The 26,134-nt window shown below is 29.7% G+C and carries 24 protein-coding genes; 3 read left to right on the top strand and 21 right to left on the bottom strand.

The window, feature by feature from the left end; genetic code table 11:
* Nucleotides 1-69: 69 nt before the first annotated feature.
* A complete protein-coding gene (locus ACNI28_RS05640) occupies nt 70-849 on the bottom strand; it encodes a UDP-N-acetylmuramate dehydrogenase (protein WP_419766245.1) in 780 nt (259 codons plus the stop codon).
* 4 nt (nt 850-853) lie between these two features.
* Nucleotides 854-1,717, bottom strand: a complete 864-nt coding sequence (locus ACNI28_RS05645) for a menaquinone biosynthesis family protein (protein WP_419766246.1) — start codon at nt 1,715-1,717, stop codon at nt 854-856.
* A gap of 143 nt (nt 1,718-1,860) precedes the next feature.
* Here ACNI28_RS05645 and ACNI28_RS05650 point away from each other — a divergent pair, with 143 nt between their 5' ends.
* On the top strand, nt 1,861-2,250 hold the full coding sequence (locus ACNI28_RS05650) for an EF-hand domain-containing protein (RefSeq protein ID WP_298751705.1): 390 nt from the start codon (nt 1,861-1,863) through the stop codon (nt 2,248-2,250).
* Between the two features lie 36 nt (nt 2,251-2,286).
* Here the strand turns inward: ACNI28_RS05650 and nuoN are convergent, their stop codons facing one another.
* The 16 genes from nuoN to ACNI28_RS05730 all read right to left on the bottom strand — a co-directional run bounded on the left by nuoN (nt 2,287) and on the right by ACNI28_RS05730 (nt 18,798).
* A complete protein-coding gene (gene nuoN / locus ACNI28_RS05655; RefSeq protein ID WP_419766247.1) occupies nt 2,287-3,768 on the bottom strand; it encodes an NADH-quinone oxidoreductase subunit NuoN in 1,482 nt (493 codons plus the stop codon).
* A complete protein-coding gene (locus tag ACNI28_RS05660) occupies nt 3,768-5,294 on the bottom strand; it encodes an NADH-quinone oxidoreductase subunit M (RefSeq protein WP_419766248.1) in 1,527 nt (508 codons plus the stop codon). The genes nuoN and ACNI28_RS05660 overlap by 1 nt, the downstream gene beginning before the upstream one ends.
* A 13-nt stretch (nt 5,295-5,307) precedes the next feature.
* On the bottom strand, nt 5,308-7,239 hold the full coding sequence (nuoL, locus tag ACNI28_RS05665; protein ID WP_419766249.1) for an NADH-quinone oxidoreductase subunit L: 1,932 nt from the start codon (nt 7,237-7,239) through the stop codon (nt 5,308-5,310).
* Nucleotides 7,240-7,539 carry an NADH-quinone oxidoreductase subunit NuoK gene (gene nuoK, locus ACNI28_RS05670; protein WP_298751709.1) on the bottom strand — a complete coding sequence of 100 codons (300 nt, stop codon included), beginning with the start codon at nt 7,537-7,539 and terminating at the stop codon, nt 7,240-7,242. It lies immediately after the preceding gene.
* Nucleotides 7,536-8,108, bottom strand: a complete 573-nt coding sequence (locus tag ACNI28_RS05675) for an NADH-quinone oxidoreductase subunit J (protein WP_419766250.1) — start codon at nt 8,106-8,108, stop codon at nt 7,536-7,538. The genes nuoK and ACNI28_RS05675 overlap by 4 nt, the downstream gene beginning before the upstream one ends.
* 8 nt (nt 8,109-8,116) lie before the next feature.
* Entirely contained in the window at nt 8,117-8,740 is a 624-nt protein-coding gene (gene nuoI, locus ACNI28_RS05680) for an NADH-quinone oxidoreductase subunit NuoI (RefSeq protein ID WP_419766251.1), read from the bottom strand.
* Between the two features lie 8 nt (nt 8,741-8,748).
* Complete coding sequence (nuoH, locus tag ACNI28_RS05685; protein WP_419766252.1) at nt 8,749-9,741, bottom strand: NADH-quinone oxidoreductase subunit NuoH; 993 nt, start codon at nt 9,739-9,741, stop codon at nt 8,749-8,751.
* A gap of 1 nt (nt 9,742) precedes the next feature.
* Entirely contained in the window at nt 9,743-12,217 is a 2,475-nt protein-coding gene (locus ACNI28_RS05690; RefSeq protein WP_419766253.1) for an NADH-quinone oxidoreductase subunit G, read from the bottom strand.
* A complete protein-coding gene (locus ACNI28_RS05695) occupies nt 12,214-13,008 on the bottom strand; it encodes a hypothetical protein (RefSeq protein WP_419766254.1) in 795 nt (264 codons plus the stop codon). Before ACNI28_RS05695 ends, ACNI28_RS05690 begins: the two co-directional genes overlap by 4 nt.
* 3 nt (nt 13,009-13,011) lie before the next feature.
* Entirely contained in the window at nt 13,012-13,308 is a 297-nt protein-coding gene (locus ACNI28_RS05700) for an NADH-ubiquinone oxidoreductase subunit E family protein (protein WP_419766255.1), read from the bottom strand.
* Between the two features lie 88 nt (nt 13,309-13,396).
* Nucleotides 13,397-14,623, bottom strand: a complete 1,227-nt coding sequence (gene nuoD / locus ACNI28_RS05705; RefSeq protein WP_419766256.1) for an NADH dehydrogenase (quinone) subunit D — start codon at nt 14,621-14,623, stop codon at nt 13,397-13,399.
* 3 nt (nt 14,624-14,626) lie between these two features.
* Complete coding sequence (locus ACNI28_RS05710) at nt 14,627-15,448, bottom strand: NADH-quinone oxidoreductase subunit C (RefSeq protein ID WP_419766257.1); 822 nt, start codon at nt 15,446-15,448, stop codon at nt 14,627-14,629.
* A complete protein-coding gene (locus ACNI28_RS05715) occupies nt 15,448-15,957 on the bottom strand; it encodes a NuoB/complex I 20 kDa subunit family protein (RefSeq protein WP_419766258.1) in 510 nt (169 codons plus the stop codon). Before ACNI28_RS05715 ends, ACNI28_RS05710 begins: the two co-directional genes overlap by 1 nt.
* Nucleotides 15,939-16,328: an NAD(P)H-quinone oxidoreductase subunit 3 gene (locus tag ACNI28_RS05720; RefSeq protein ID WP_419766259.1), complete on the bottom strand. Its 390-nt coding sequence runs from the start codon at nt 16,326-16,328 to the stop codon at nt 15,939-15,941. Before ACNI28_RS05720 ends, ACNI28_RS05715 begins: the two co-directional genes overlap by 19 nt.
* A 293-nt stretch (nt 16,329-16,621) precedes the next feature.
* Nucleotides 16,622-18,355 carry an ATP-binding protein gene (locus ACNI28_RS05725; RefSeq protein WP_419766260.1) on the bottom strand — a complete coding sequence of 578 codons (1,734 nt, stop codon included), beginning with the start codon at nt 18,353-18,355 and terminating at the stop codon, nt 16,622-16,624.
* Between the two features lie 86 nt (nt 18,356-18,441).
* The gene (locus ACNI28_RS05730) at nt 18,442-18,798 is read right to left on the bottom strand and encodes a hypothetical protein (protein ID WP_419766261.1); all 357 of its coding nucleotides are present in this window, start codon (nt 18,796-18,798) and stop codon (nt 18,442-18,444) included.
* 165 nt (nt 18,799-18,963) lie between these two features.
* Between ACNI28_RS05730 and ACNI28_RS05735 the strand changes: the two genes are divergently transcribed.
* On the top strand, nt 18,964-20,832 hold the full coding sequence (locus ACNI28_RS05735; RefSeq protein ID WP_419766262.1) for a sensor domain-containing diguanylate cyclase: 1,869 nt from the start codon (nt 18,964-18,966) through the stop codon (nt 20,830-20,832).
* A 24-nt stretch (nt 20,833-20,856) separates the two neighbouring features.
* On the opposite strand, the gene ACNI28_RS05740 is transcribed toward ACNI28_RS05735, so the two are convergent.
* Nucleotides 20,857-21,423, bottom strand: a complete 567-nt coding sequence (locus ACNI28_RS05740) for a hypothetical protein (protein ID WP_419766263.1) — start codon at nt 21,421-21,423, stop codon at nt 20,857-20,859.
* A gap of 294 nt (nt 21,424-21,717) precedes the next feature.
* Between ACNI28_RS05740 and ACNI28_RS05745 the strand changes: the two genes are divergently transcribed.
* Complete coding sequence (locus ACNI28_RS05745) at nt 21,718-22,056, top strand: type II toxin-antitoxin system PemK/MazF family toxin (RefSeq protein ID WP_419766264.1); 339 nt, start codon at nt 21,718-21,720, stop codon at nt 22,054-22,056.
* 293 nt (nt 22,057-22,349) lie between these two features.
* Here ACNI28_RS05745 and ACNI28_RS05750 read toward each other — a convergent pair whose 3' ends face one another.
* Complete coding sequence (locus ACNI28_RS05750; RefSeq protein WP_419766265.1) at nt 22,350-22,610, bottom strand: virulence RhuM family protein; 261 nt, start codon at nt 22,608-22,610, stop codon at nt 22,350-22,352.
* 384 nt (nt 22,611-22,994) lie between these two features.
* Nucleotides 22,995-26,129: a DUF3427 domain-containing protein gene (locus ACNI28_RS05755; RefSeq protein ID WP_419766266.1), complete on the bottom strand. Its 3,135-nt coding sequence runs from the start codon at nt 26,127-26,129 to the stop codon at nt 22,995-22,997.
* Nucleotides 26,130-26,134 lie beyond the last annotated feature (5 nt).

Consider the following 26,134-nt stretch of genomic DNA (forward strand, 5'->3'; position numbering starts at 1 on the left):
TTTTTTTCGAACACGAATTCTAACATAATTAGATTAAAAGCACTTAAGCTTTAAAATTAATATTTTTAGCTAAAAAATTATAACTTCCGTCTGTAAGTCGATATTAAACTCTGACTTTACCTTTGTTTTTGCAAGATTTATTAAAAATATTGCATCTTCAAAAGTTCCGCCACCATCATTTACTAAAAAATTTGCATGTACTTTTGAAAAGGACATACCATTTTTATTAAACCCTTTTAATCCAATTTGCTCTATCAATCTTCCTGCACTATCACCCACAGGATTTTTAAAACAGCTTCCTGCACTTGGAGTTTGAGGTTGATTATTTCTCATTTTAGTAAAAAGTTCATTCATCTCTTTACTATAACCACTTGATATATTAAAAACAAGTTCATAAACTATAGTATCTATATTTGTATATCTATAACCATACTCTATATCTTCTTTTTTAATATAGCCATCTTTTGTTTTGATTGAGTCAATATAATTAAATATCTCCCACTCTTTTAAACCTGCATTCATCTTAATCAAGCCACCTAAGTTCCCTGGAAGCTTTCCAAGAAATTCAAAGTTTGCAAGGTCATGCTTTTTTGCATAAGATAAAAGCTTTCCAGATTTTGTGGCACAGCCAACATGTAGTTTATCTTCTTTTTGTTCTATATAGTCAAAAGCCTTGCCAAGTTTTGCAAACTTTGGTGGAGTAGGAGAGACAAGTATGTTATTGCCTTGCCCTATTATTTGGTACTCACTATAATCTGCTATTTCATTTATAACTAAAACATCGACGATGGGACCAATCTTAATGGAACTATATCTTTTAAAATCTATTGCATCAACATAGTTTTCCATCAAATTATTTTGCTCTTAACTCTTCATACTCACTTGGAATTAAAAATTCTTGTGATTTTATAAGCTTATTATAGAATCCATGTTTGTATCCTAATTCATACAGCTTATCTAATGCCTCATATTGAATCTGGCTTAACTCAATAGAATCATCATTTGCATAAAGGTCTAAATACTTATCAAGTGTAGGTGCATCAACCCTTATTAAATCTCTTTCTATAAGCATTTCTGAAAGCATCTTTTTATTTTTGTTTGCTACATGCACTGCTTTTATCAATGTATTTTCATAATCAATCGCATGATTTAATGGAATTGATCTTCTTAAGCACATTCCTCCAAGTGGTAGAGGTAACTCTTTGCCAGCAAACTCTTGCCAAATATCCCAGATCTCACGTTCCACTTCTAAGCTATCATCATATGTAAGTATTGACTCATGTATTAAAACACCTGCATCAACAACTCCATCAAGTACAGCTTTTTCTATTTCTAAAAAGTTCATATATGTAATCTTTGCATCAGGATAAGCAATTCTAAATAACAAAGCATTGGTAGTAAACTCTCCACTAAGAGCAACTTTAAAGTTTTTCTTTAATCTTACATCTTTTTTCTTTACTAACTTTGGTCCATAGCCATTTCCAAATGAAACTGCTGTTTTCAAAAGAGCATAATCATCTTTTACAAAAGGATACAGCGCAAATGAGATTGCACAGATGTCATACACACCATTTATTGTAGCTTGATTCAGACTCTCAATATCATCAGCAATATTTTCAAAAACTGCATCTTTTGGAGTAACCCAACCAAATTTTATAGCATAATACATAAAAATATCATCAGCATCCGGAGAGTGTGCAACACTAATTTTTCTCAAATTCTATCCTTCTTTTTTAATCAAAAGATTGTAGCAAGTTATGGTTTTATCTTTGGTTATGCAAATATTTTTATTTTTTCATATTGTTAATATAATGTTAAGTTAAAAGAGTATAATTAGTTATGTTAATTAAGGAGGATATTATGAAAGCATATAAATTAGTCATTATGACTTTGGTTTCTGGTTCACTTGTTGCAGCACTAGGTGCTACAGATTTTACAAAAAAAGGTCCTATGAGTTTTGAAGCTTATGATAGTGACAAAAATGGTTCTATTTCGCAAACTGAATTTTATGATTTAAGAGAAAAAAGAATGAATGCAAAAGCAGAACAAGGTATGAGAATGAAAAATGCAGGGAATGCCCCAACTTTTGAACAGTTTGATACTAACTCAGATAAACAACTAAGTAAAATGGAACTGCTAGAAGGCCAAATGAAAAATATGAGTGAGAAAAAAAGCCAAAAAGGTATGAATAAAGGTCAAGGCATGGGTCAAGGCCAAGGTATGGGAAAAGGAATGAAAAATTCTAACTAAATTTTTGCAAGGTCAGTTTATGACCTTGCAATTTTTCTAATAACCAGAAATCTGAATATAATAAGAAATCACTTCTAAAATATTTTCAATAAAGAATATTGAAACTATAGTAAATATTGCACAAGCTCCAACTACTACTTTACTTGTAGTTGTTGCATTTTCCATATATTTTATACCATCAACAACTGGTTCTTTTAAGAACATATATACAATTGGTCTTAGGTAATAGTAAGCTGCAATTGCTGAGTTTAAAGCCATAATTACTGCTAATACTACATATCCAGCATTTACAGCAGCACCTAATAGATACATCTTACCCCAAAACAGTGCAAAGGGAGGAATACCTGCAAGTGAGAGTAAAAACAATCCCATAATAACTGCTGTCATTGGAGATATTTTTATAAGTCCTGCATATTTTTCCATGTCATGGTCTGATTTAAATGTTTTATAATCTTTATTTCTATTTAGCCATAACATTGCAAATCCACCAAGATTTGTTACTAAAAACAAAATCCAATATAAAAACATAGCTGTTGTTGCTTGTGTTGTACCTATCAAAACCGCTGATAAGGCAAAACCTGCATTTGATATAGACGAGTAAGCAAGCATTCTATTTATATCTTTTTGTAATAGTGCTATAATATTTGGAATAGTCATTGTTAAAATAACAACACCAAAAAGAATCGCTTCAACAAACATATTTCCAGAAGAGACAAATATTTCAAAAAATCTTAATGCTACAACAAAACCTGCCATTTTTGGAACAATAGACATAAAACCAGCAAGTGAAGCAGTTGAACCCTCATAAACATCAGCAACCCAAACATGAAAAGGTACAAGTGAAAGTTTAAATCCAAGAGCAGAAAGTATAAATACAACACCTAATAAAACAAATGGATAATTCTCAAAATCAGATGCTACTAATACTTCAGATATTTTGCCAAGTTCTACTGTTCCTGTTAATGCATAAAAAATAAGCGAACCAAAAGCAAATAGTGCTGCTGCTAAGGCACCCATAGTAAAGTATTTGATAGCAGCTTCTATTGCATTTATTCTATTATGCATTGCAATCATTGTATAAAGTGCCATAGATGCAGTTTCAAGTCCAACAAATATCAAGATAAGTGAATCAGAACTTACCATAAACTGGAAACCTGCAATCATAAATAAATACAGAGCATAATACTCTGGATACCTTTGTTCATTGAATCTTTGTTTTGTAAATGACAATAAAATAAACAATATTGAAGCGATGATAATAATTGATTGTGAAAGTATTGAAATACCATCAACTAACATCAAATCAAACATACCTCTTATATCACCATTGTATCCTACTAGTGTTCCTAAATCTACAATCAAAAATAGAACTGCTAAGATAATATACAAAGATTTATCAAGTTTTTTATTTGCTAAATCAACACATAAAATAACTAAGGCTCCAACAATAGCAACTAACATAGGAACTATAGTTCCAAAGTTTAAACTTGCAAAATCAATTGAAATAGCTGGTATCATTATTTTGCCTCCCCAATTGTATTTGACGATAAGATTTGTGCTTTAGAAGCTGGCTGTTGTGCTTTTATCTTCATAACTTCTACTAAATGTTTTACCGAAGTATTAACAGGCTCTAATATTGGTTTTGGATAAATCCCTAAAATAATAACTAATGCAACCAAAGGAATTAAAGCAACAAGTTCTCTTCCTTTTGCATCTTCAAGATTCTCATTTTTTGGATTTGTTATTGGTCCAAAGAAAGTCTTTTTATATAAAACTAACATATAAACTGCACCTAAAATAATAGTAAGTCCTGCTATTAAAGTCATCACTGGTGATACTTTAAAGAATCCTAATAGAGATAAAAACTCTCCTACAAAACCAATAGTTAAAGGCAATCCAACTGAAGCCATAAGCATGATTGCAAATATAGTTGCATATTTTGGCATCACTCTTGCCAATCCACCAAATTCACTCATCATTTTTGTATGCCTTCTATCATAAATCACACCCACAAGCATGAACAGTGCACCTGAAACAATACCATGGGAAATCATTAAGAAAATTGACCCACCAATACCTTCAACATTTAGAGCGAATGTTCCTAAAATAATTACACCCATATGAGAAACAGAAGAGTAAGCAATTACTTGTTTTATATCCTCTTGTCCATAAGCTACCATTGCAGTATATACTATAGCTATAAGAGCTAATATTGCCATTGGTATCATAAAATAAACTGTTCCATCAGGAAAAAGAGGAAGAGAAAATCTAATAAATCCATAAGTTCCCATTTTAAGTAACACTGCAGCAAGTATCACCGAACCAATAGTTGGTGCTTGTCCATGGGCATATGGAAGCCAAGTATGAAATGGTACCATAGGAACTTTGATAGCAAATCCTAAGAAAAATGCTACAAATAACCAAAGTTGCATGTCAAATGGAAGTAAAAGCATATTCCAATCTAAGATATTAAAACTCCATGTTCCTGTTGTCACATAATAAACATACCCTAAATAAAGCATACCAATAAGCATTACAAGTGAACCTGTAAAGGTATAAATAAAGAATTTAATTGAAGCATAAATTCTTAAGTTTCCACCCCATGCACCTATGATATACAGCATAGGTATAAGTGACAATTCCCAGAATAGATAAAATACAATGGCATCTAAAGCTAAAAATACTCCCACCATAGTCATCTCTAAAAACAACACAGTGATTAGCATATTTTTTAAAGACCTAGTCTCTGTTAATCCAATAATTGAAATCATTGTCATAAATGTAGTCATAAGAACTAAAAATAGAGAGATACCATCTATTCCTACAACATAATTAATCCCATAAGAGCTAATTAATGGAATTGATTCCATGAACTGCATATCTGGTGTTGAACTATCAAAGCCATACCATAATATAAGTGAAATCAAAAACTCAACAGCTGTGACAATAATTGCATAAGTTCTAATAGAATCACTCTTTACTAAAAACCCTATAAATGCAGCAAATGCCGGAAAAAATATTAAAATTGATAAAATATGTTCCATACCTTCTAACCCTTTACTTTAAAAACCCAAGCGCTACACTTAGAACTAATAGTATTACAAGACCATAAACCATCACTTTTAATAGTGACGATAAGTTACCTGATTGAATAGGTCTTGCCTCTTTACCTGATGCATAAACAATTTTCCCAATACCATCAACAATAGAGTCAATTACTTTAAGATCAATCTCTTTCCATGCAAACTTACTCATTGCTAAATAAGGTCTGTTTATTACATACTCTAAAAAGTGTGGCATAAAATATTGGTTTGCCAATAGTTTATAACAAGCTCTATTTTTCAGCTTTTCACTAAAATATGTACCACTTTTTTTGTGTTTAAATACTGCAAATAAAATACCTGCTATTGCAATGGCACTTGTTACTGCTATTAAAATATTTAGTGTTGAGTGGTCAACATGAATTTCAAGTTTTGGTAAAACTTTTGTAATCATTCCCACAAAAGCATCTTGGAACCATCCTGCAATAATTGCTAAAATAGCAAGTGGTGTCATAGCTGCTATTACAAAAGGGTATGTTTCATGTGGGTGATACCCAAACTTTTTGAAGTTCTCTTCCCCATGAAATACATACATAATAAGTCTAAATGAATAAAAGGCAGTTAGACCTGCTGTTATCCATAAAATTGCCCATAAAATATAAGCATGATGTCCAAATGCAACTTCTAAGATTAAATCTTTTGAGAAGAAACCAGCAAGTGGAAAAATTCCAGCTAATGCAGTAGAAGCTATAGTCATAATAATTGATGTTGCTTTCATATGTTTATGAAGTCCACCCATATTTTTTATATTTATCTCATCATTAAGAGCATGCATAACGTTTCCAGCCCCTAAGAAAAGAACTGATTTGAAAAAGGCATGGGTTGCAAGATGAAATAATGCTACCCAATAAGCACCTAGTCCAGCAGCAACAAACATATATCCAAGTTGAGATAGTGTTGAAAAGGCAATGATTTTTTTGATATTAGTAGCAACAAGTGCTTGGGAAGCTGCAAATATTGCAACAAAAGCACCAAGACAAGCAATGCCATATCCAACTTCAGGAACAGCTGTAAAAACTTCATTTGCTCGTACTAGTAAATAAACCCCTGCTGTTACCATAGTAGCTGCATGAATTAGTGCAGAGACTGGTGTTGGACCTTCCATCGCATTTGCAAGCCATTGATTAAATGGAAACTGCGCTGATTTACCCATTGCTCCCACAAATAAAAATACAGCAATTGCTACAATCAGACTATGAGAAAGTGTTCCTATTTGTGCAAATACTACATCATATTGAAGTGATCCTAAATTCCAATAAATTAAAAATATTCCAACTAACATACCTAAATCTGCAACCCTATTCATAATAAAAGCTTCATTTGCTGCATATGAAGGGGAGATTGATGAATATGGTGAAAGTGTAGAGTATGGTGAATTATATATATCTTTTGATTTTTGTTTATCCTCTTTGTGATACCAAAATCCAATTAGTCCCCAAGAACATAATCCAACTCCTTCCCAACCTATAAACAATCCAGCAAAGTTATCACTCATAACTAAAATCATCATAGAAAAAACAAAAGCAGATAACCAAGTAAAAAATCTATTAAATGATTTATCATGATCCATATATCCAATAGAGTGAATATGTACCATTGTTGAAACCAATGTAACTACACACATCATAGTAACACTAACCGCATCTGCTACAAAACCAAATGGGATACTAAGATTTCCAATAACTATCCAATCCATAAGTTTTACACTTATTGTTTCACCAGTAGTAAAGATGTGAAAAAGTAAAACTAAAGAAGCGACAAATGAAACAGCTAACATAAAACTTGTAAAGATACCTGTAAATAGTGTCTTAGGTTTCATTGAAAATAGAGCAGCTACAAGTGAACCAACAAGGGGTGCAAATAGTGCTATGTATATAAACTTTTCCATCTACCCCTCCATACTTTGTAAAGTGTCTAAGTTGATTGAATTTTTTCTTTTATATAATAAAATAAGTAATCCCAATCCAATAGCAACTTCACTTGCTGCAATTGCGATTATAAAAAATGCAAACATTTGACCTGTAAGGTCTTGATGAAAATGAGAAACAGCAGCTAGTCCTATGTTTACAGCATTTAGCATTATCTCTGTTGCAAAAAATAGCATTAAAAGATTTTTTCTTCTAATAACCCCAATCAATCCTATACAAAATAGAAGTGCTGAAAGTATTAAATATGCATTTAAACTCATTTGCTATCCTTTTCATTTGATGATTCTAGTGCATCTATTTCATCTTCACTAAGTTCTGAATATGATACGTCCATTTTTTTACCTGCTAATATAATTCCACCTATCATTGCAACTAGTAACATTACAGCAGCAACCTCAAAAGGAACTAAAAACTTAGTAAATAAAATAACCCCTACATCTTGAGTATTTCCATACTCTGGATGAACTGCAAATTCTGACATAATATTATCTGATACAATTGGAGAGACAAAAATAAGTACAATAATCACAGCTGCTATTCCACTTAATAAAAATACTAATCTTGGGTTTTGGATTCTCTCTTTTACTTCACTCATAGAATCAAAGAACATCATCCCAAAGGCATAAAGTGCCATAACTGCACCTGTATAAACTACAATTTGAACAACACCTAAAAAGTCTGCATTTAACAAAAAGAAAAAAGCAGAGATAAAAATCATACCAGCTGCAAGGGCACTCAGTGCATATAAGGCGTTATTTGTAAATACTGTTATTGAAAACATTACAATTGTCAATATTGCGAATAGATAAAAAGCTACTATTTCAAACATCATCTCTCCTAATACTCTAATGGAGTTTTTTTGATTTTTTCATCAGCATCAGGAGATACTGCACCAAAACCTGGATACTCTTGCTGAGTTGCCAATTTATCAAGTGGAGTTAATAAATCATCTTTTACAACAAAATGGGCTCTCTGTTCACTTGCATTTTCATATCTTCCACCATGAACAATAGCAAGCTCTGGACAAACCTCAGCACAATATCCACAAAAGATACATCTACCAAAGTTTATTGTGTATTCTAAAACCTCTTTTCTAGAGTTTTCATCAATTCTTGTGTCCATTCTAATACAATCAGAGATACAAATCTTTTCACAAAGTCCACAACCAATACATCTATTTTCTCCAGATTCTAAAAGACCAAGCAATTTATGTACAGCTCTATATCTAGGTCCTATTGGAAGCTTTTCTATTGGGTACTGAACTGTATGCATATTATTATTAAAAAGTGCCTCTTTCATCATAATAAATGTTACTTTTAGTCCAGTAAAAAGTTCTCCTTTTATTGATCTTTTAAATATCTGTTTAAACTCTTGCCATGGAGTTTCAGGAAAACTATCTTTTTGAATATTGATATAATCGTGTTCGCTTATATTTCTATTTTTTAATTCATCTAATTTCATAACTGCTCCTAAAACATCATCACAAAGCCAGTAATTAAAATATTAACTACTGCTAGTGGCATTAAGATTTTCCAACATAACCACATCAATTGGTCTGGTCTAATATGTGGCCAAGAAGCTCTTGTCCATAAGAAGAAAAATATTAAAAAGGATACTTTTAAAATAATCGCCAAGCCACCAGGGATAAACCATAAGTCATTGTACCCACCAAGAAAAATTAATGAAATCAAAAATGAGACTGTAAAAAGGTTAGCGTACTCACCTATAAAAAACATCCCCCATCTCATACCTGAATACTCAGTTGCATACCCAGCAACAATCTCAGCTTCATGTTCTAGTAAATCAAAAGGAGTTCTATTCGTCTCAGCAAATCCTGCCATTACAAAAAGAACAAATGCCAAAGGCTGTGTCCATACAATCCAAGATGTAACTCCTTCACTTTGATAAGCATTAATATCAATAAGTGATAAAGAACCCACTAACATAAGTGGAGCTAAAAGTGCAAGTCCAGATACAACTTCATATGATAGTAGTTGAATAGCTGTTCGTGCTCCTCCTAAAAGTGCCCACTTATTTCCAGAACTCATACCAGCTAAAAGTGGTCCATAAAGTCCAACTGAAGCAACCCCCATTACAAATAAAACACCCACGTTTATATCTGCAATAATTGGTCTTATTGTATAACCAAAAATCTCAAACTCAGGGAAAAAAGGAACTGCTGTCATAGCAATAAAAGCAGTTGCAGCTGTTATAATTGGAGCAATCATAAATATAGGTTTTACAGAGTTTTGAGGTATAAAATCCTCTTTTGTAAACAGTTTTATACCATCACAAACAAGTTGCAAGATTCCATAAGGTCCAACATTTGTAGGTCCTAGTCTTCTTTGCATAAAAGCCAATATTTTTCGCTCGATATAAGTTGTAAAACCAGCTATGGCAGAGAATACTGCTAATATAACAATAGCTTTTATAACTGTTTCTATTAAAATACTTGTCTCCATATTACACCTTTTTCACATTTGCACTTGTAAATCTGTATCCATCAAAAAGTGCTTTTGTATTTAACTCTTTTTCAAAAGTTGATACATAAGCAATCTCTCCTGATACTTGATTATCAGTATAAACATTTACTTCAATCTCAATTCCATTTGCACTCAATAGTACTTTATCGCCAGAACTTAGTTCTAACTTTGATAATAGTGTCTCATTTGCAAACATACCACTTTCTAAATCATCTTTAAATTCATGGGCAATTGCTGTGAACTCATTGAATTGGTTGATTGGGTTTGCTTTATAGATTGTGATTTGTCCAGAAGTTAGTTCAAAACTTGCATTTTGTTTTTGTGCAAGTTCTTCACTTGTTTCAACATCAAGCGAATCTAATACATAACCTCTATTTTCACTCCAGTCATTTGAGAAGTAGTTTGTTAAACTATCAAACTCAACTGCTTTAAAGCCTTTATTAACTGGTAAAGATTTTGTATATTCTATAGTGTGCTCAACTTCACTTTCTAATAAAACATTTGCAATGTCATTTAAAACATAACCCTTATAAGGTAAGGCTGCATTTGTAGGAACTACTCTTTTATCTATATTTGTAAATGTTCCTTCTTGTTGGTTAAGAGAAGGCATGTCTAAATCACCATCTCCTAGGGCTGATAGTTGGAAATCTGCTTTTACGTTATATCCTATAGAATAGCTTCCTTGTTCTTCATCTAAATCACAAATCAGGCTCACCCCTAAAGTATTTGTAGAAGTAGGAATAATCACAACTTTAAACTCTGTATGCTTTTCTACTAGGGCTGCTAGTTTTGCAAGGTTTTGTGAGTTTGGATGAGTAATTAAATCTTCACCTAAAATAAGTGTGTAACTATCTTTTTTATCTTTCATAGCTTCAATAGTATCAATCAAAGTTGCATCACAATTTATCTCATCTAAAAGTCTTGTATATTCAAACTCTACTTCTTTAGTAACTTTTTTAGGAACCATTTTGGTTACTTCTTTTTCTTCCCCTGTTTCTTCATCTTTTACTACAGATACAACTTTTTCTTTTATCATCTCTGTAACTGATTTTGTTCTTGTCTCTTTGTATGAATCAAGTGTTGCTTGAATAGCTTCTGGTAAATCTGAGCCAAACTTATCCAAGATAAAATATAATACTGACTCTTCAGCTAAGGGCTTGTGATAGATAAACTCTGTTGTTTTTCCTCTTTTACCACACTGTTCCATAACAGGGTCACCCATTGGATGGAAATACAACCCAGCACCTTTATTCATAACAACTGAGTTATTAAAAGCATACTTTGTATTTGGAGAATCAGATTTTAAATAAGCTCCCACAGAAATCACAAAGTTTGAGTTATGGATATCTTTTAGGTCTGCACTATATAATGATTTGCCACTAACTGATGAATATGAATCAAGGAACTTTTTATAAGCTAAGGCATCACTATTTACAAGTTTATATCCAAGTTTCTCTTTTAATTTTTGTAAAGTAAGAGCCTCTTCATTTGTAATAAATGAATTAAACTTAATAGTATCGGCTTTTTTAAAGGCTTCAAGAGCTTTATCAAAAGCTACTTCATCTTGACTAGAAACTCTATTTTCAAAATCATAAGCAAATCGTGCAGCACCATTAAGTGAGGCATAGTGATGTTCATTTGTAACCCTATAGATTTTTTTAACATCATGGTTTACTATTGATTCATGTTTTACTTCATAATATATAAGTGAACAATCACTTGAGTGAGAGTTTGATGCAGGTATTCGGGTAAGTTCCCATGAGTTTGTTTTATATTGGAAATCATTTGATACTAAAGCTCCTACAGGACAAACAGAGATACACTCTCCACAGTCAACACATTTATCTTCTTCAAATCCAATAAGTGATTTGTTTAGTTTGTTCCACATTGAGTAGGCATCTTTTGGCATAGTAGTTTTAAACTTACCTTCAATAGCCTCTGCACCTCTTTTTACAGTTGAAAGAGCATTTGAACCAATCATATCTTTACATACTGTTACACACTTTTCACAAACTATACAAAGTCCTGGGTCATAGTTCATCACTCCCCAATGTTCAGTTGGTCTATTTACATCTTTTATGGCATAGCTTTGAGAATCAACTTTTTGATAAAGAGTATAATTTTGAAGTTCACAATCACCACTTTGGTCACAAACTCCGCATTGTAATGGATGGTTTACATCATAAACCTCCATTATTGCACGTCTTTCTTTTTCAATGTTATCAGTTGTAGTTGTAACTTCCATGCCATCTTTTACTTTGGCATTACATGCATAGACTTGTTTTCCTGCTGACTCCACAAGACATAATCTACATGCAAGTGTAGGTGAACATCTAGTTAAATAACAAAGAGCTGGTATAAATATTCCATTTGCACGGGCTACATTTAAAACAGTTTCTCCATCTTTGGCTTTTAGCTCTTTTCCATCAATTGTTAAAGTAATCATTTCACTCATAATGTATCAACCTTTTCAATTTTTACTTGCTTATATCTATACCCTTGTGATAAAAAACTCTCATCATCACTTTTTACACCACATAAAGCAATAGTTCCTTGTAAGTTTTTATCTAATTTAAAAGTTCTTTGAACAGTCTCATCTTTATAATTTAAAGAGACAGTATCTTTATTTGATATCTTAGCAACTCTAGAAAATGATTCACTTCCATATATAAACTCATCTTCACTACTTGTGTATTTATATGCAACTGTTCCATTATATGATTTAAGTTCTGCCACATCTTCTAGCTTATCACTTGCTTGTAAAATAATATCTGATAATAAAACAATATTAAATCCACTAAACTCTTTAAGAGCTTTTATCATAGATGAGATATTTGCAACTCTTTCGTGGGTAAATAAATCTTCTCCCAAAATAATAGTTTTAGTGTTTTTATTTGAAGACCGCTCTACCATCTCTTCAAACTCTTCTTCACCTGCACTACTTTCAGCTGAAATATAACCAATATCTAAATCAGATAAATACTCTTCTAAATCAGCACTTCTTTCCTTTGTAAAATATTCTAAAAGCAAAGATAAAACTCCCTCTTCACTTCCAACTTCATATTTTATAAACTGTGTACAGTAAAGTTTTAAATCAATATCATCAATTGGATGCATATAAATAAACTCTGCCTCATTTTTTGCAATTGCCTCTATAATCAAATCATTCATTTTTGGTGAATCTTTTGAAATCATTGCCCCTAGGCAAACTATATAATCACTTTTTGAAACTGTTTCTAAACTCATATTTTACTCTTCATCATCGTCATTGTTATCTTCATCATCAGACTCTTCTTCTACAACTGGTCTTGGCTCTGGTTTTACTTTTTTAACAACTATTGTCCAATCAACTTCATTGAATTTAATAGAATTCATTAAGGTATATCCAGCTTCATAAACAACATCTGCTGATTTTTGGATATGTGAAAAATCTCCTATTTCAAAAAGAAATATTGCATTTTCGCCATCTTTTATATCTTTATCCATTAGTTCTAACATTCTAGAGTAGAAATTATCTTTTAATGGTCTTAAATCATATCTTTTCATATATCGCCTCCGTGGCTTCACTTCGTTCAGAACACTTCGTTTCCGAAGCTAAAAAAGTAAAGCAGTTTACTTTTTTCACGCTTCTCATCTACCTGTCTATCTCACCAAAAACTACGTTTAAGTTACCAATAATAGCAACAACGTCAGCTAACTGGTGACCAACTAATATCTCTTCTAAAACCGAGGTATGCCAAAAAGATGGAGCTCTAAGTTTAAGCTTATATGCATATGGGCTTCCATCACTTACAATCATAAACCCTAACTCACCTTTTGGTGATTCTGTTGCCACATAAACTTCACCCTTTGGTGGTCTCATACCTTGTGTTACTAAAACAAAGTGCTGCATCAAGGCATAGTTTTGAGTCATTATATCTTCTTTAGATGCTGAGATATATTGAGGTTCATGTGCCATTAGTTCACATTTTGATTCTTTGTACATAGGTATTAATTGTCTTAATATTTTTGATGATTCTCTTAGTTCTTGCATATGTAATTCATATCTTGCAAAACAATCACCTGCTGTTGCTGTTGGCACATCAAAATCAAGCTCTGGGTATATCCCATAAGGCATCTCTTTTCGTAAATCCCATTTTTGCCCACTAGCTCTTAGTATTGGTCCTGTACATCCCCATGATTTTGCTGTTTCATTATCTATTACTCCAACATTTTCAAGTCTCATTCTCCAGATTCTATTATCTGTTAACAAGGCTTCATATTTTGTAACTTCAGTTTCTAGGATATTGATAAATTTTTCTAAATCTTCACACCAATTATCTGGCAAATCTAAAGGTACTCCTCCAATTCTTACAGCACTGTGAGTTAGTCTAGCTCCACAATAATCTTCTATCAAATCTATTGCAAATTCTCTTTCTCTAAAGGCATATAAGAAAACTGACATAGCTCCTACATCAAGTGCATGAGTTGCAAGCCAAAAGAGGTGAGACATGATTCTGTTTATCTCTAAAAGCATAGTTCTAATTATCTCTGCACGTCTTGGCGCTTCTATACCTAGAAGTTTCTCAACAGCAAGGGCAAAACCATAGTTATTAGAGGTAGCAGCAATATAATCCATTCTATCTGTTGTTGGCAAAAATTCATTATAAATCATATTCTCAGCCATCTTTTCCATACCTCTATGAAGGTATCCAACATGAGGACGTGATTTTACTATCTCTTCACCTTGAAGCTCTAAGATTAATCTCATTTGTCCATGAGCAGATGGATGTTGTGGTCCAAAGTTAACCACCATCGTATTATCAGCTCTTTCAAAATTTATATTTTCAAAAAAAGGTTTTAGTCTATTGGTTTGTTGCATAATCTACCTTCTCTTATCTAATATTTTTGATTTTTTTTCATCTAAGTCTTTGATGATTCGTTTTCCAAATAATTTTACTCCACCCTCTTCTGTATATCCAAGTGGTGTTTGAGTCTCAGTTCCTTCTGAAATTGGTGTTCCAAAAGGAACTTCATGACCAAGTCTTGAGAATCTTGTAGTATCATATCTATCAACAGCTGCATCGTCACGCTCTTCTGGACCTATTTCTTCTCTTGCTTCTTTTCCAAAGATATGGTCTACTTCATACCATTGTGCAACTTCATCACCATGTAGTGGATATGTTTTTTTCAAGGGATGATCATACCAATCATCAGGCATAAGGATTCTTTTCATATTTGGGTGATTAAGTATTTTAACCCCATACATGTCAAACATTTCTCGCTCTGCCCAGTTTGCCATTTTAAACACACCATATACTGACTCAAGAGTCTGTTTCTCTTCAATAAAACACTTTACTCTCATACGTTTATGTTTACTCATAGAAAGCATCTCATAAAAGATTTCAAAACCATTTCTAGTAGCAATATAGTCTATTGCTGAAAGTTCCATAAGCATGTCATATTCTAACTCTTCTTTTAGAAGTGTTAATGTTTTTACATTATCTTGTGGATTTATATATATAACTAACTCGCCATTTTCAATATAACTATCTAGTATAGTAATTTTAGATTTTAAACCTTCAATATCTTTTGCATATATTTCATCACTTGCTGGGTCAAGTCTTGGGATTGTTGGTGTTACATAAAATCTATCATTATAGTATGATTTTTTTTGAACATCATCTTTAGGAGTATATTTTCTCATTATACTAACCTCTTTTTCTTTTTAGATAAAAATGCAGATTCTCTTCTTATTTTCTTTTGAAGCATCATTAGAGCATATTGAAGTGTTTCAGGTCTTGGAGCACAACCTGGAAGATAAATATCTACAGGGATAATTCTATCTACTCCTTGAACTGTGGCATAAGTATTAAACATACCACCAGTATTTGCACATGACCCCATAGAGATAACCCATTTTGGATCTGGCATTTGGTCATATAATCTTCTCATATATTCAGCATGTTTTTTTGTAAGCGTTCCAGCTACAACTATAACATCTGCTTGTCTAGGACTCGCTCTAAATATTGTCCCAAATCTATCGAAGTCAAATCTTGAAGCTCCAGTTGCCATCATCTCAATTGCACAACAAGCCAAACCATAAGTTAAAGGCCATAAAGAGTTACTTCTTCCGAAATTTACAATTTTGTCAACAGTTGTAAGAGCAATAGGTGCTCCCCCATCTTGAAAATATTTTATTTTATGCTGTGCCATTCAAGCGCTCCTTTTTTCCATGCATAAATAAAGCCAATAGTAAGTAAAAGAATAAATAGAAGCATCTCTATAAATCCAAACCATCCTAAGACTTTAAAGTCAACTGCCCATGGAAACATAAAAATTATCTCTATATCAAATAGTATAAACAGCAGTGCCATAAGGTAAAACTGCACAGAGATAGTATTTGGCTGTTTTGTAACTTCTGGTCCACATTCATAATATGTGGTTTTAAGTTTTTCTGTATCAAGTCTTGCCATTTTTCGACTTACAAGTCTTGCTAACCAAATTGTTGCAAAAAATGCCCCAAAGGTTAAAACAAACATCATAAAAACACCAAAATACGGATGAGCGAAATCCATATGAGTCATATTTATATCCTTAATTTCTTCGTATTAAAAGAATTTAGTTTTTTCATTTTAATTTATATTCAGCTAGATACTAGCAAAAATATTTTAAATCTAGACTTAATAAATCCACCACTAAATCGCTTAAGATTAAAAATAGCTTAGCCTAAAATCAATCATTCTTAACATTATTATTTTAAAAATTTATATTTATAGGTAAAAAACAATAATTAATGGATTTATATTAATCTTAGCTTAGATTAATATAAATTTATCATACTAATATTATATTTTTATATAGAGAATTGAAAACAGTTTTAAAAAAATCCAACTTTATTTTCAGTGTCAAATTGAGACCGCTGTTCTTTAGTAATTTGTTCTTTAAAATCTTCCATTCTAAAGATTGGTTCATCCTTAACTGCCACTTTATAGGCAGTATTCTTAATAACTAGTTCTATTTGTCCACCTGTTAGTTCAACTTCTGATATTTTTTCCATATCAAAATCACTATCCAATGGGATATTTTCAGGCAATAACTTTTTCCATAATTCTAGTCTTTGAACTTTATTTGGCTTTACAAACTCTATTTTATAGTTGAATCTTCTTGAAAATGCTTTATCCAAGCTCTCCAAAAGATTTGTAGTTGCAATAAGTATTCCATCGAAACGCTCTATTTGCTCTAAAAAGATATTTTGCATTTGATTGTGCATTTTATCACTACCACTTGTAGATTCTGTTACTCTAGAACTTAAAAATTGATCAGCTTCATTTAGTAGTAAAATTGGCTCTGATTTTGTTTTATCTCTTATATCTACGTATGTTTCAAAGATTTTTCTGACATTTTTTTCACTCTCACCCACATACATAGAGAGTATTTTAGAACAATCAAAAGCTAAAACTTGTCTTTTAAGTGATTTTGCTAAGGCTAAAGCAGTTAGAGTTTTACCAGTACCTGCAACTCCATAAAAGATAATTCTTGCATCAATACCTTTTTTTCTATCTTTTATTCCCCACTCTTTTAGTCTATTTATTACCTTTTTGTCTACTTGTTGCAAAAGTGCATCTAAAGTCTCTCTTGTCTTTGGATTTAAAACAACATCTTCCATAGTTTTATCAGTTGATATTAGTTCAAACATATCTTGTTCTTTTATTACATTATCAATTTTGATTTTAGCTGTTCTTGTTTTCTTTTTTGTTGGGTGTGAAATCTTATATAAAACCTCATCAGGAATATAGAAGTTTCTATTTATTCCACCAAAGGGAGTTAGCATCTCATCATAATCCACAAGTCCTGTTGAAACCAGCTTTGAACTCTCTTCTAGTAAACTTCTGTTTTTGATTTTTTCATAATCATCATGTGAAATCAGCTCAATAAGTGAATTCATATCTCTTATTGACTCATCCCCTCCTGAATACTCCTCTTTAAGTAGTGCTATAAATATCATCTGTTCATGTTCATTTAGATCATTTTCTTTAAAAAATCCCACTATCATAATCTCATTGGGAGTAGCTTGTACTCTCTCTTTGATTCTATTTTCCAAAAGGGTAAGTTTTGATTTTAGTCTTTTTATATTTGGTGATTTTTCATCAAAATTGTGTTTTACTACATTTAACTTTTGAGCTAAATCTATTTTGAAAAATTGGTCTTGTAAATACTCTAAGTGATCACTATATTTAGTTATCTCAGGTAAAGACATATCCATAGAACCATCTTCCATAAGTCTTAAAAATGATGATGTTAAAGATACACTAGAGTTCAATAACTCTAATTTTGACAACTCACTTAGTTTTATTGGAGTAAATGAGTTTTGAACTAGCCAACCAAGCTCTAGTAGTGATTTTATAACTTCAAGTTTTTCTAGATGCTCATATCTTTTCACATCATAAAACTCTGATAAAATATCTATCACCATCAAAGCATCTCTACCATTTATATACTCTTTTGTAAGATGTTGAAGTATTTTTCCCTCTTCTAAATTACACTTCAACTGTACAAATAGATCTTCTTTTTCTAAATCTATACTCTTTATAAATTTAATCAACTCATTCATTAATTGTTATTCCTATTTTTAATTATCTATTTAAAATTCTTTGCTAAATATCAATAATACACCAACAAATCTTAAAATAAGATACTCTATTTTAATCTTTTACTTAACTGTTCATAAAACTTATCAGTATCGACTTTTTCTTTAAAGTATAACTTTTCTTTGCCTTTAGAACTTTGTATTAAAATATCTTTATTTACAATCTTTATATTTTTAATATCATCATATTTTATATAAACATTTTGTGAAAAATCAATACTAAAATTGTTGTTTATTATTGTAATACTATCTTTACATAAACCTTTATATCTTGACTTATAATTATAAATTGTCTTGCAAGATTCGTTTTTGTAAAATTTTTCTATCATATTTATATTTGAGGAGTCTACATATAAAACCCACCCTAATGCTATCAAAAAAGGAGAAAGTAAAACTAGTATTATCATAAAAAGGTTTCCTTGATATTTTTTCTATTTTACATGATTTTTTATTAAAATTGATTATAAATTTTTAACTAATTATTTAAATACTCAATATTTTATACTGATAATCATTATTGTTTAATACTTATTATGTTATATTCCAAAAAAATTTATTTTTAGGGAATACCAATGAAAATAAGCAAGAAGATGGCATTATTATTTACTCTTATTAGTCTAATTATTATAACCTTTATATCAGGTCTTGTACAAAATAGAATTCAAAAGTCTCAGATACTTGAAGATAAAATAATCCAAAGAAATATTTTAAAGCTACACAACATAATAGACTTCAATAGTGAGTATCTTAAAAAGATAGCATACGAATTTCAAGAAAATGAAAGACTAAGAAACATAATCAACAACAAAGAACAATCACAACTTAAAACATATTTTAATAACAGTAATTTAATGGAAGAATTAAATATCAGCAACTTTTTGATTTTTGATAAGAATAAAGAGTTTCTTTTTGGTAAAAGTTATGATATTAGTTCAAATGAGATGTTAAGTGTCTCAACTGAGTTAATTAATTTTATTAAAACAAAAGATATAAAGAAATACATAAATAAGAAAAAAGAGATTTTTTACATGACTACTGATTATGAAAAGTCTATTTTTGATATAAAAGAGATAAAAAATAGAGCCTCTCAAACTATAGGTTACATATACTTTTCAAGAGCGATTGATTCTCACTTTTTATCTAATATATCTGATGTACTACAAGAGTATGTCTCACTTATAAATAGTGTGGATTTTGATAAGTTTAACACTCTCAAAAATAAAACGCTAAATATAAAATACAAAACTATCAATGTAGATGAAAACTATCTTTTTACCTATGTAAGGTATTTTGATGAATTTACAAATAAAAACTTTTATATTAGTATAAAAAGTAAAAGATATATATATCAAGAACTAAAATCCAATATGAATTTTATATTGTATAGCGTATCTATTTGCTTTTTACTTATCATCATGATATTTTATATTTTTATAAAAATATTTTTTTCAGATAGGATTATCAAAATCTCAAACAAAGTAAAAAAAATCTCTGAAAATAACAAGCTAGAGATAATAATAAAAGATAACTATGATGATGAGATTTCTTTCTTAGCAAAAAAATTAAATGAAATGCTTCTTTCAATAGATATAAAGCAGCATGAAAAACTCAAAAAAGAGAGAGATTTTTTAAAATCAGTTCTAGATACACAACAAAATATCATCATGATAACCCAAGGAAATAAGATACAAAGCGTAAATAAAAAGTTTGTAGATACCTTTACCTCAGAAGATAATTTCTTATCAAATATAGTTCTTGTAGATAACAATACTCAAAAAAATGTTCTAAATATTGCACAATACTACTCTTCAAAGAATATCCCTGCAAAATTTCAGATTATGGGAAATGACAACTTTTATTTTACTTTTGATGTATCTAAACTTGATATGGGCAAATATCTAATTTGTATGAATGATGTCTCTACTTTAAATAAAAAGATATCACATCTAGAAGTAAAAGCTTCTATTGATGGACTAACAAAAATATTTAATAAAGTTGCTATAAAAGATATGTGTGAAGTCTGGATTGATACAAAAGAGTTTCATCTCTTAGTTTTAGATATTGATTTCTTTAAAAAAATAAATGATACCTATGGACACTTATGTGGAGACTTTATTTTAAAAGATGCCATTAACAACATAAGAAAGATTATCTCAAAAAAAGATTATATAGGAAGAATAGGAGGAGAAGAGTTTATGATACTTTTAGATGAAAAAAATAAAGAAAATGCCATAAACTTTGCCCAAAGAATAAGACAAAATATTGAAGATACTATTTTTAACTATGGGAAGGATTTACTTAAAATAACAATTAGTATAGGAGTTGCTAAAAATATCTTAAATAAAGATACTTACGAAACTATTTATGAAAGAGCAGACAAAGCTTTATATAAAGCAAAAGATGAGGGGAGAAATAGAGTGATTTATGAAAAAGAGGAGTGACTCCTCTTTTAAAAACTTAAAAACCTAGAAAGCTTTTATAAGCATATTTTTTACTTTATCCTGTAGTTCAGAGTTTAGATTAAGTACACTCAATCCATGATAGATATCTATTAGCTCAGATTCATCAAAGATAGTGTTTCTTTCATCAATACTGTAAATTACATCTATTTTCCCATAGTCGTAAGTATCTACATTAGTTACTTTTACAGTAAATTCACTATTGGCATAAGTATTACTTTTAATATTTTGAGTCATATCTTCAATAAAACTTTCTGGAATACTTAAACTAACTATGAAGTTAATAAAAATCTTATTACTATTTATTTTAATAGAATCAATATCAACACAGTCATATTGCTCATAAATAATTTTATTACTACTTCCAAATAGGTCATAAATAGGACACTTATCAAGTACATTTTTCTTTTTTAAGTGAGGTAAAGCATCCATCATGGGAAAATAATTATTAAAAAGTTTGATGTCACTAGGAATTGCTTTTGTTTTAAACTGCTCATAGTTACTAAAAAATAGTTTTGCAGAACTGCTCATATTTTCTATATTGTTATTATTTTGTTGATTCTTGTCTATCATTGTCTATACCTTTATTATATAAGGCTTATTATATATCTTTGAAGGCTATATTAAAATAAGATTTTTGATGAATATAGGTAAATATGGGCTTAAAAATAGTTTTTTAAACTATTTTTAAGAATAGTAAGATTTTATTTTTAGAGTGTGCATTAAAAGAATGAAAATACATCAATAAATAAAGCTTTAAATATAAAAACCATAATGAAACTTTGATATAATTTTAATGAAATTTATTAAAAGGTATTATATGGAAACACAAAATAAAATATTTGATTCATGGAATACTCTAAAAAAATGACAAATTATGATAAAAGATTTAGAAGTTTTAAAGAACGAGATATTTTCTACTGTAAAATTGGTCAAAATATAGGTTTTGAACAAAATGGAAAAGGAAAAGAATTTGTTCGTCCCGTAATTATATTAAAAAAATTTAATAAATTTATGTTCTTTGGCATACCGTTATCAACACAAATAAAAGAGGGAATATTCTATCATAAGTTTGAATTCACTAAAAATGATAACTTAATAACAAATATAGCATTACTATCTCAACTTAAACTCTTTAGCAGTAATAGACTATTAAATAAAATTGGTGTAATAAACAAAACAGAATTTGAAGAAATAAAAAATTAATGAATTAACCTCACCTAAAAGGTGAGTGGTCCCGAAGGATATTTATGATGAAAGTATATTATTAATTTTTGATTTTGTCAAATACCATATAAATTTTGATTTAGCTAATTTTGAATCTCTCTTAAGCATCCTTTGATTCCTCAATTTTTCTTTTTTAAAGTTTTAGCCGTATTATCAAGTTGCTTTATAAAATCTTTTTCTACATTTGAGAGTTCATTTTTTATCTTATCTTTGTATTTTTTATACTCAGTATTAGCTTTTTCTAAAGCTTGATTATGACTATATGATTACATCTAAATTATAATATTCAAGATTTCTTTGAACATCTCTATTTCCTTCTTTTGAACTGTCAAGTATTTCTTGACAGTTGCATCAAAATCCAATTCATTTTCTTCAAATATATTTTGTGTATGTAAACTTATACTTTGTTTACTTGTTTGAAAAAGTTCTGCCATATCTTTTTGAGTTAGCCAAATATTTTCATCCTCAAGTCGAGTTTGTATATTCATTTTCCCATCTTCTGTTTGATATATAAGTATATTTGAATTAGTCATTTTGATATTTTCCTTGAAATTAAAAATGATATTTTATGAGAAGAATTATACCAATAAAAACTATTAGTCTTTTAAAATATTTCACTTTGTAATATTTATATAAATCTCTCTTGAAGAACTGACATTCTTTGCTTTTTCACTTTTTAGTGGTAAAAAGTAAAACAAAAAGCCACCAACGGTTTCAAAGCCCTTCGGGTTCCCTCACTTATTATTTTTATCTTTTCTGCTTGGCAAAACTCATTTATTAAAACTTGCGTTTAGCAACTTTTAAACACTTAAACAGTTGCCAATCTTGTTTAGAAAAGAAAAAAATAAACATTCGGCTTTTGCAAATGTTGGATTATAGGGATAAGGACATTTGATTATTTTAACTACTTTTTATATTTACCCAACAGCCATTTTTGCAATACTTGACCATAAAAAAGGAGGTATTTCTTCTTCTAATTCCCAAGTTATACTCATTGGCTGACTTCCATAATGTGATTTATAAAAGACTTTTCCTAAACAAATATAAGTCATAGTATTCTTATTTTTATCATGATTAGATTCTCTTACAAATAAGATTATGCTTTTCCCTTCTTTTCGATGATTAATATATGATTTTCCTTTAGGAGAATTAGGTTTTGTTGAATTTTGTGATTGCCAATGAAAGAGCTTTTCACTTATTGCATAATCATCATACATTGTTGTAGGAGAGTATTTATCTTCTGTCTTTTCTAATGTAACAAATAACAGTTCAGTATTTTTTTCTTTTATATTTAGTACACCTTCTCTACTACTATATTGTCTAGTAAATGTATTTAATCCAAAGGCAGATAATATTTGTTCCCTCGTATATCTTGAATGAAGTTTAATGGGATGTTTATATGGAAGTACTATATCCTTCTCTATGTAATTTATTTTATCAATTAAAATTTCAATAATCTCTTTCATTTCTTTAATCAATATTCCGTTGAGTGATATTTCTTTTATTGAATCTTCTAAATTATTGAATAAATTTGGTTTCTGCCAAAAATCATAATAAAACATCATTAACATCAATTTTTCATTTTCCGATTTTAAGATTGATAAATCAAAATCATTTTCTATCAATTCTTTTATAAACTCAAAATAACTTAAAGAATTTGATAATAACCATTTTTTCAAAACTGTTCGTACAAACTCAATTTCATTTTTATCATCATAATTTTTAATTACTCCTGCCTCAAAGCATAAAGAAGAGAAACTCCCTCTTTTGTATATTGCCTCTGATTCTATATGATTGATTTGTAAAAAGTTACTAATATTCAAAGGTAAATGAGTATGATTTTTATAATTTATAATTTTGTTAATTAACTTGTTTTTACCTAAAATAGTAGCTTTTTTAATATTGTTTAAAATGTGTTCTTTCGCTTTTTTTTCTAATATAATAGAACAACCTAATGGTAAATGAGGGAACTCATTCTCTATCTCTTCTTTTACTGAATTATTCGTTTTACCAATTATACTTCTAAATTTACCTTCAAAATCGTATTCATCTCTAGCATTACCAACAAAATCTAAAACGGTTAAGCACTCTTTGTTATCAGAAAACCTTAATCCTCGTCCCAATTGTTGTAAGAAAACAGTTAAACTCTCTGTTGGTCTTAAAAATAAAATTGTATCAATTTGAGGAATATCTACTCCCTCATTAAAAATATCTACAACAAACAAATAATTAATCTCTTTAGATAATAGACTTCTTTTTATATTATCCCTTATTTCTCTAGAGGTATATCCACTAACTAAATAATTAGATTTTAATCCTGCTTCATTAAATTTTTCACTCATAAATTTTGCATGTTCTTTTGATACACAAAAACCTAAAGTTATAACTTCATGAATATTTGTTAAATATTCTTCACATTTTGAAATAATTTCACCTACTCTGTTTTCTTTATTGTAAGCCTCTGTCAATTCAGTTGGTGAATATTTTCCATTTTTCCACTCAATATTTTTTAAATCTATACTATCACTTATTCCAAAATATTGAAAAGGACACAATAGTTTTCTATTTAATGCCTCAGGTAGTCTAATTTCAGCAGCAATTACATCACAAAAATCAGACAAAATATTTTCATTATCCATTCTTTCAGGGGTTGCTGTTAATCCCAGTAAAATTTTAGGATTAAATTTTTCTAATATAGGTCTGTAACTATTTGCAGAGATATGATGAACTTCATCAATAATAATAAAATCATAATACTCTTTTGATAAATTTAAATTACCAATATTATTTTGTAAAGTTTGAACTGAAACAAAAAGATGTTCATTAGATATTGCGGTTTCTCCATCAACCCAAAGTTCACCAAAATTATTATCTCTTAAAACTCCACGAAAAGTTGCTAATCCTTGTTTTAATATCTCTTTTCTATGCGCTACAAAAAGTAATCTGGCTTTAGCATTTATATTTTTAAATCTTTTATAGTCAAATGCACTTATAACTGTTTTTCCTGTTCCAGTTGCTGCAACTATTAGATTTCTAAATCTATTATGTATCTCTCTTTGAGCTTCCAGTTGTTCTAAAATCTCCTCTTGATAATGAAAAGGCTTTAAGTCAAAATAAATACTAGCAATATTTTTATCTTTTATTCCACTACTTTTAAGCGCTTGATTTAGTTTAGTTGTATCTGCCTTTGTAAATGTTTCAAATTCTTTATCTTCCCAATATGTATCAAATGTTTTTTTGAACTTTTCAATCACATGAGATATTTCGGCAGTCGTTACTTTTAAATTCCATTCCAAGCCACTTGTTAATGCACTTTTTGAGATATTAGAAGAGCCAATATATCCCGTATGAAACCCTGTGTCTCTAAAAAAGAGATATGACTTAGCATGTAACCTTTCATTTGCCGTATTGTATGAAACTTTAACTTCTGTATTTGGCAAACTGGATAAGAATTCAACTGCTTTTAAATCTGTTGCACCCATATATGAAGTTGTGATTATTTTTAATTTTTTACCTTGTGACGTAACTTCTCGCAACTCTTTTTCAAAGATTCTAATTCCAGCCCATTTAATAAATGAGACTAAAAAATAAATTTCATTAGAAGATAATATTTCTTTTCTTAATTCACTTTCTAAAGAAATACCTGTATTACTTCCTGTAAACAATTCACTTTGTGTTAATCCTGTATAAGGAGTTATTTCTTTTAGATGTTTTTCAAAGTCAACTATATTGCTATCAATTTTAGGAAGTATTGCAGTTAATAAAGAAGTATTAATATCCAATAGATTTTCTGTAAAATCTTGTTTCTCAATTTCATTCTTAAGTAAATATATAATTTTATTTATTAACTGAATTTGATTTTCTATTGAATCTTCACCACTAATTGAATTTAAAGAAAAATGTATAATTTTAGATAAATACTGAGTTAAAATAAGTGAAGCTTCATTTTTTTCAATCTTTGAAGTTTTTATATAAAATTCTTCTTCTTTTATATTATTAAGTTTTTTTGAAATTAAACTATTTATTAATTGCTCATATACACCTGTCATCATATGCT

The sequence above is a fragment of the Arcobacter denitrificans (SeqCode) genome, assembly GCF_048571185.1.
Lineage (GTDB): Bacteria > Campylobacterota > Campylobacteria > Campylobacterales > Arcobacteraceae > Arcobacter > Arcobacter denitrificans.

Bases quoted from the DNA above. Each gene is read 5' to 3' on its own strand.
- ACNI28_RS05720 (WP_419766259.1), bottom strand. From the start codon at position 16,328: ATGACTCATATGGATTTCGCTCATCCGTATTTTGGTGTTTTTATGATG.
- ACNI28_RS05735 (WP_419766262.1), top strand. From the start codon at position 18,964: ATGAAAATAAGCAAGAAGATGGCATTATTATTTACTCTTATTAGTCTA.
- nuoH (WP_419766252.1), bottom strand. From the start codon at position 9,741: ATGGAGACAAGTATTTTAATAGAAACAGTTATAAAAGCTATTGTTATA.
- ACNI28_RS05725 (WP_419766260.1), bottom strand. From the start codon at position 18,355: ATGAATGAGTTGATTAAATTTATAAAGAGTATAGATTTAGAAAAAGAA.
- nuoK (WP_298751709.1), bottom strand. From the start codon at position 7,539: ATGAGTTTAAATGCATATTTAATACTTTCAGCACTTCTATTTTGTATA.
- ACNI28_RS05695 (WP_419766254.1), bottom strand. From the start codon at position 13,008: ATGAGTTTAGAAACAGTTTCAAAAAGTGATTATATAGTTTGCCTAGGG.
- ACNI28_RS05730 (WP_419766261.1), bottom strand. From the start codon at position 18,798: ATGATAATACTAGTTTTACTTTCTCCTTTTTTGATAGCATTAGGGTGG.
- nuoN (WP_419766247.1), bottom strand. From the start codon at position 3,768: ATGATACCAGCTATTTCAATTGATTTTGCAAGTTTAAACTTTGGAACT.
- nuoI (WP_419766251.1), bottom strand. From the start codon at position 8,740: ATGAAATTAGATGAATTAAAAAATAGAAATATAAGCGAACACGATTAT.
- ACNI28_RS05690 (WP_419766253.1), bottom strand. From the start codon at position 12,217: ATGAGTGAAATGATTACTTTAACAATTGATGGAAAAGAGCTAAAAGCC.
- ACNI28_RS05745 (WP_419766264.1), top strand. From the start codon at position 21,718: ATGACAAATTATGATAAAAGATTTAGAAGTTTTAAAGAACGAGATATT.
- ACNI28_RS05740 (WP_419766263.1), bottom strand. From the start codon at position 21,423: ATGATAGACAAGAATCAACAAAATAATAACAATATAGAAAATATGAGC.
- ACNI28_RS05755 (WP_419766266.1), bottom strand. From the start codon at position 26,129: ATGATGACAGGTGTATATGAGCAATTAATAAATAGTTTAATTTCAAAA.
- nuoD (WP_419766256.1), bottom strand. From the start codon at position 14,623: ATGCAACAAACCAATAGACTAAAACCTTTTTTTGAAAATATAAATTTT.
- ACNI28_RS05710 (WP_419766257.1), bottom strand. From the start codon at position 15,448: ATGAGAAAATATACTCCTAAAGATGATGTTCAAAAAAAATCATACTAT.
- ACNI28_RS05675 (WP_419766250.1), bottom strand. From the start codon at position 8,108: ATGTTTGAAATAGTAGCTTTTTATCTATTCGCAATATTGACAATTGTA.
- ACNI28_RS05750 (WP_419766265.1), bottom strand. From the start codon at position 22,610: ATGACTAATTCAAATATACTTATATATCAAACAGAAGATGGGAAAATG.
- ACNI28_RS05650 (WP_298751705.1), top strand. From the start codon at position 1,861: ATGAAAGCATATAAATTAGTCATTATGACTTTGGTTTCTGGTTCACTT.
- ACNI28_RS05660 (WP_419766248.1), bottom strand. From the start codon at position 5,294: ATGGAACATATTTTATCAATTTTAATATTTTTTCCGGCATTTGCTGCA.
- ACNI28_RS05700 (WP_419766255.1), bottom strand. From the start codon at position 13,308: ATGAAAAGATATGATTTAAGACCATTAAAAGATAATTTCTACTCTAGA.
- ACNI28_RS05715 (WP_419766258.1), bottom strand. From the start codon at position 15,957: ATGGCACAGCATAAAATAAAATATTTTCAAGATGGGGGAGCACCTATT.
- nuoL (WP_419766249.1), bottom strand. From the start codon at position 7,239: ATGGAAAAGTTTATATACATAGCACTATTTGCACCCCTTGTTGGTTCA.
- ACNI28_RS05640 (WP_419766245.1), bottom strand. From the start codon at position 849: ATGGAAAACTATGTTGATGCAATAGATTTTAAAAGATATAGTTCCATT.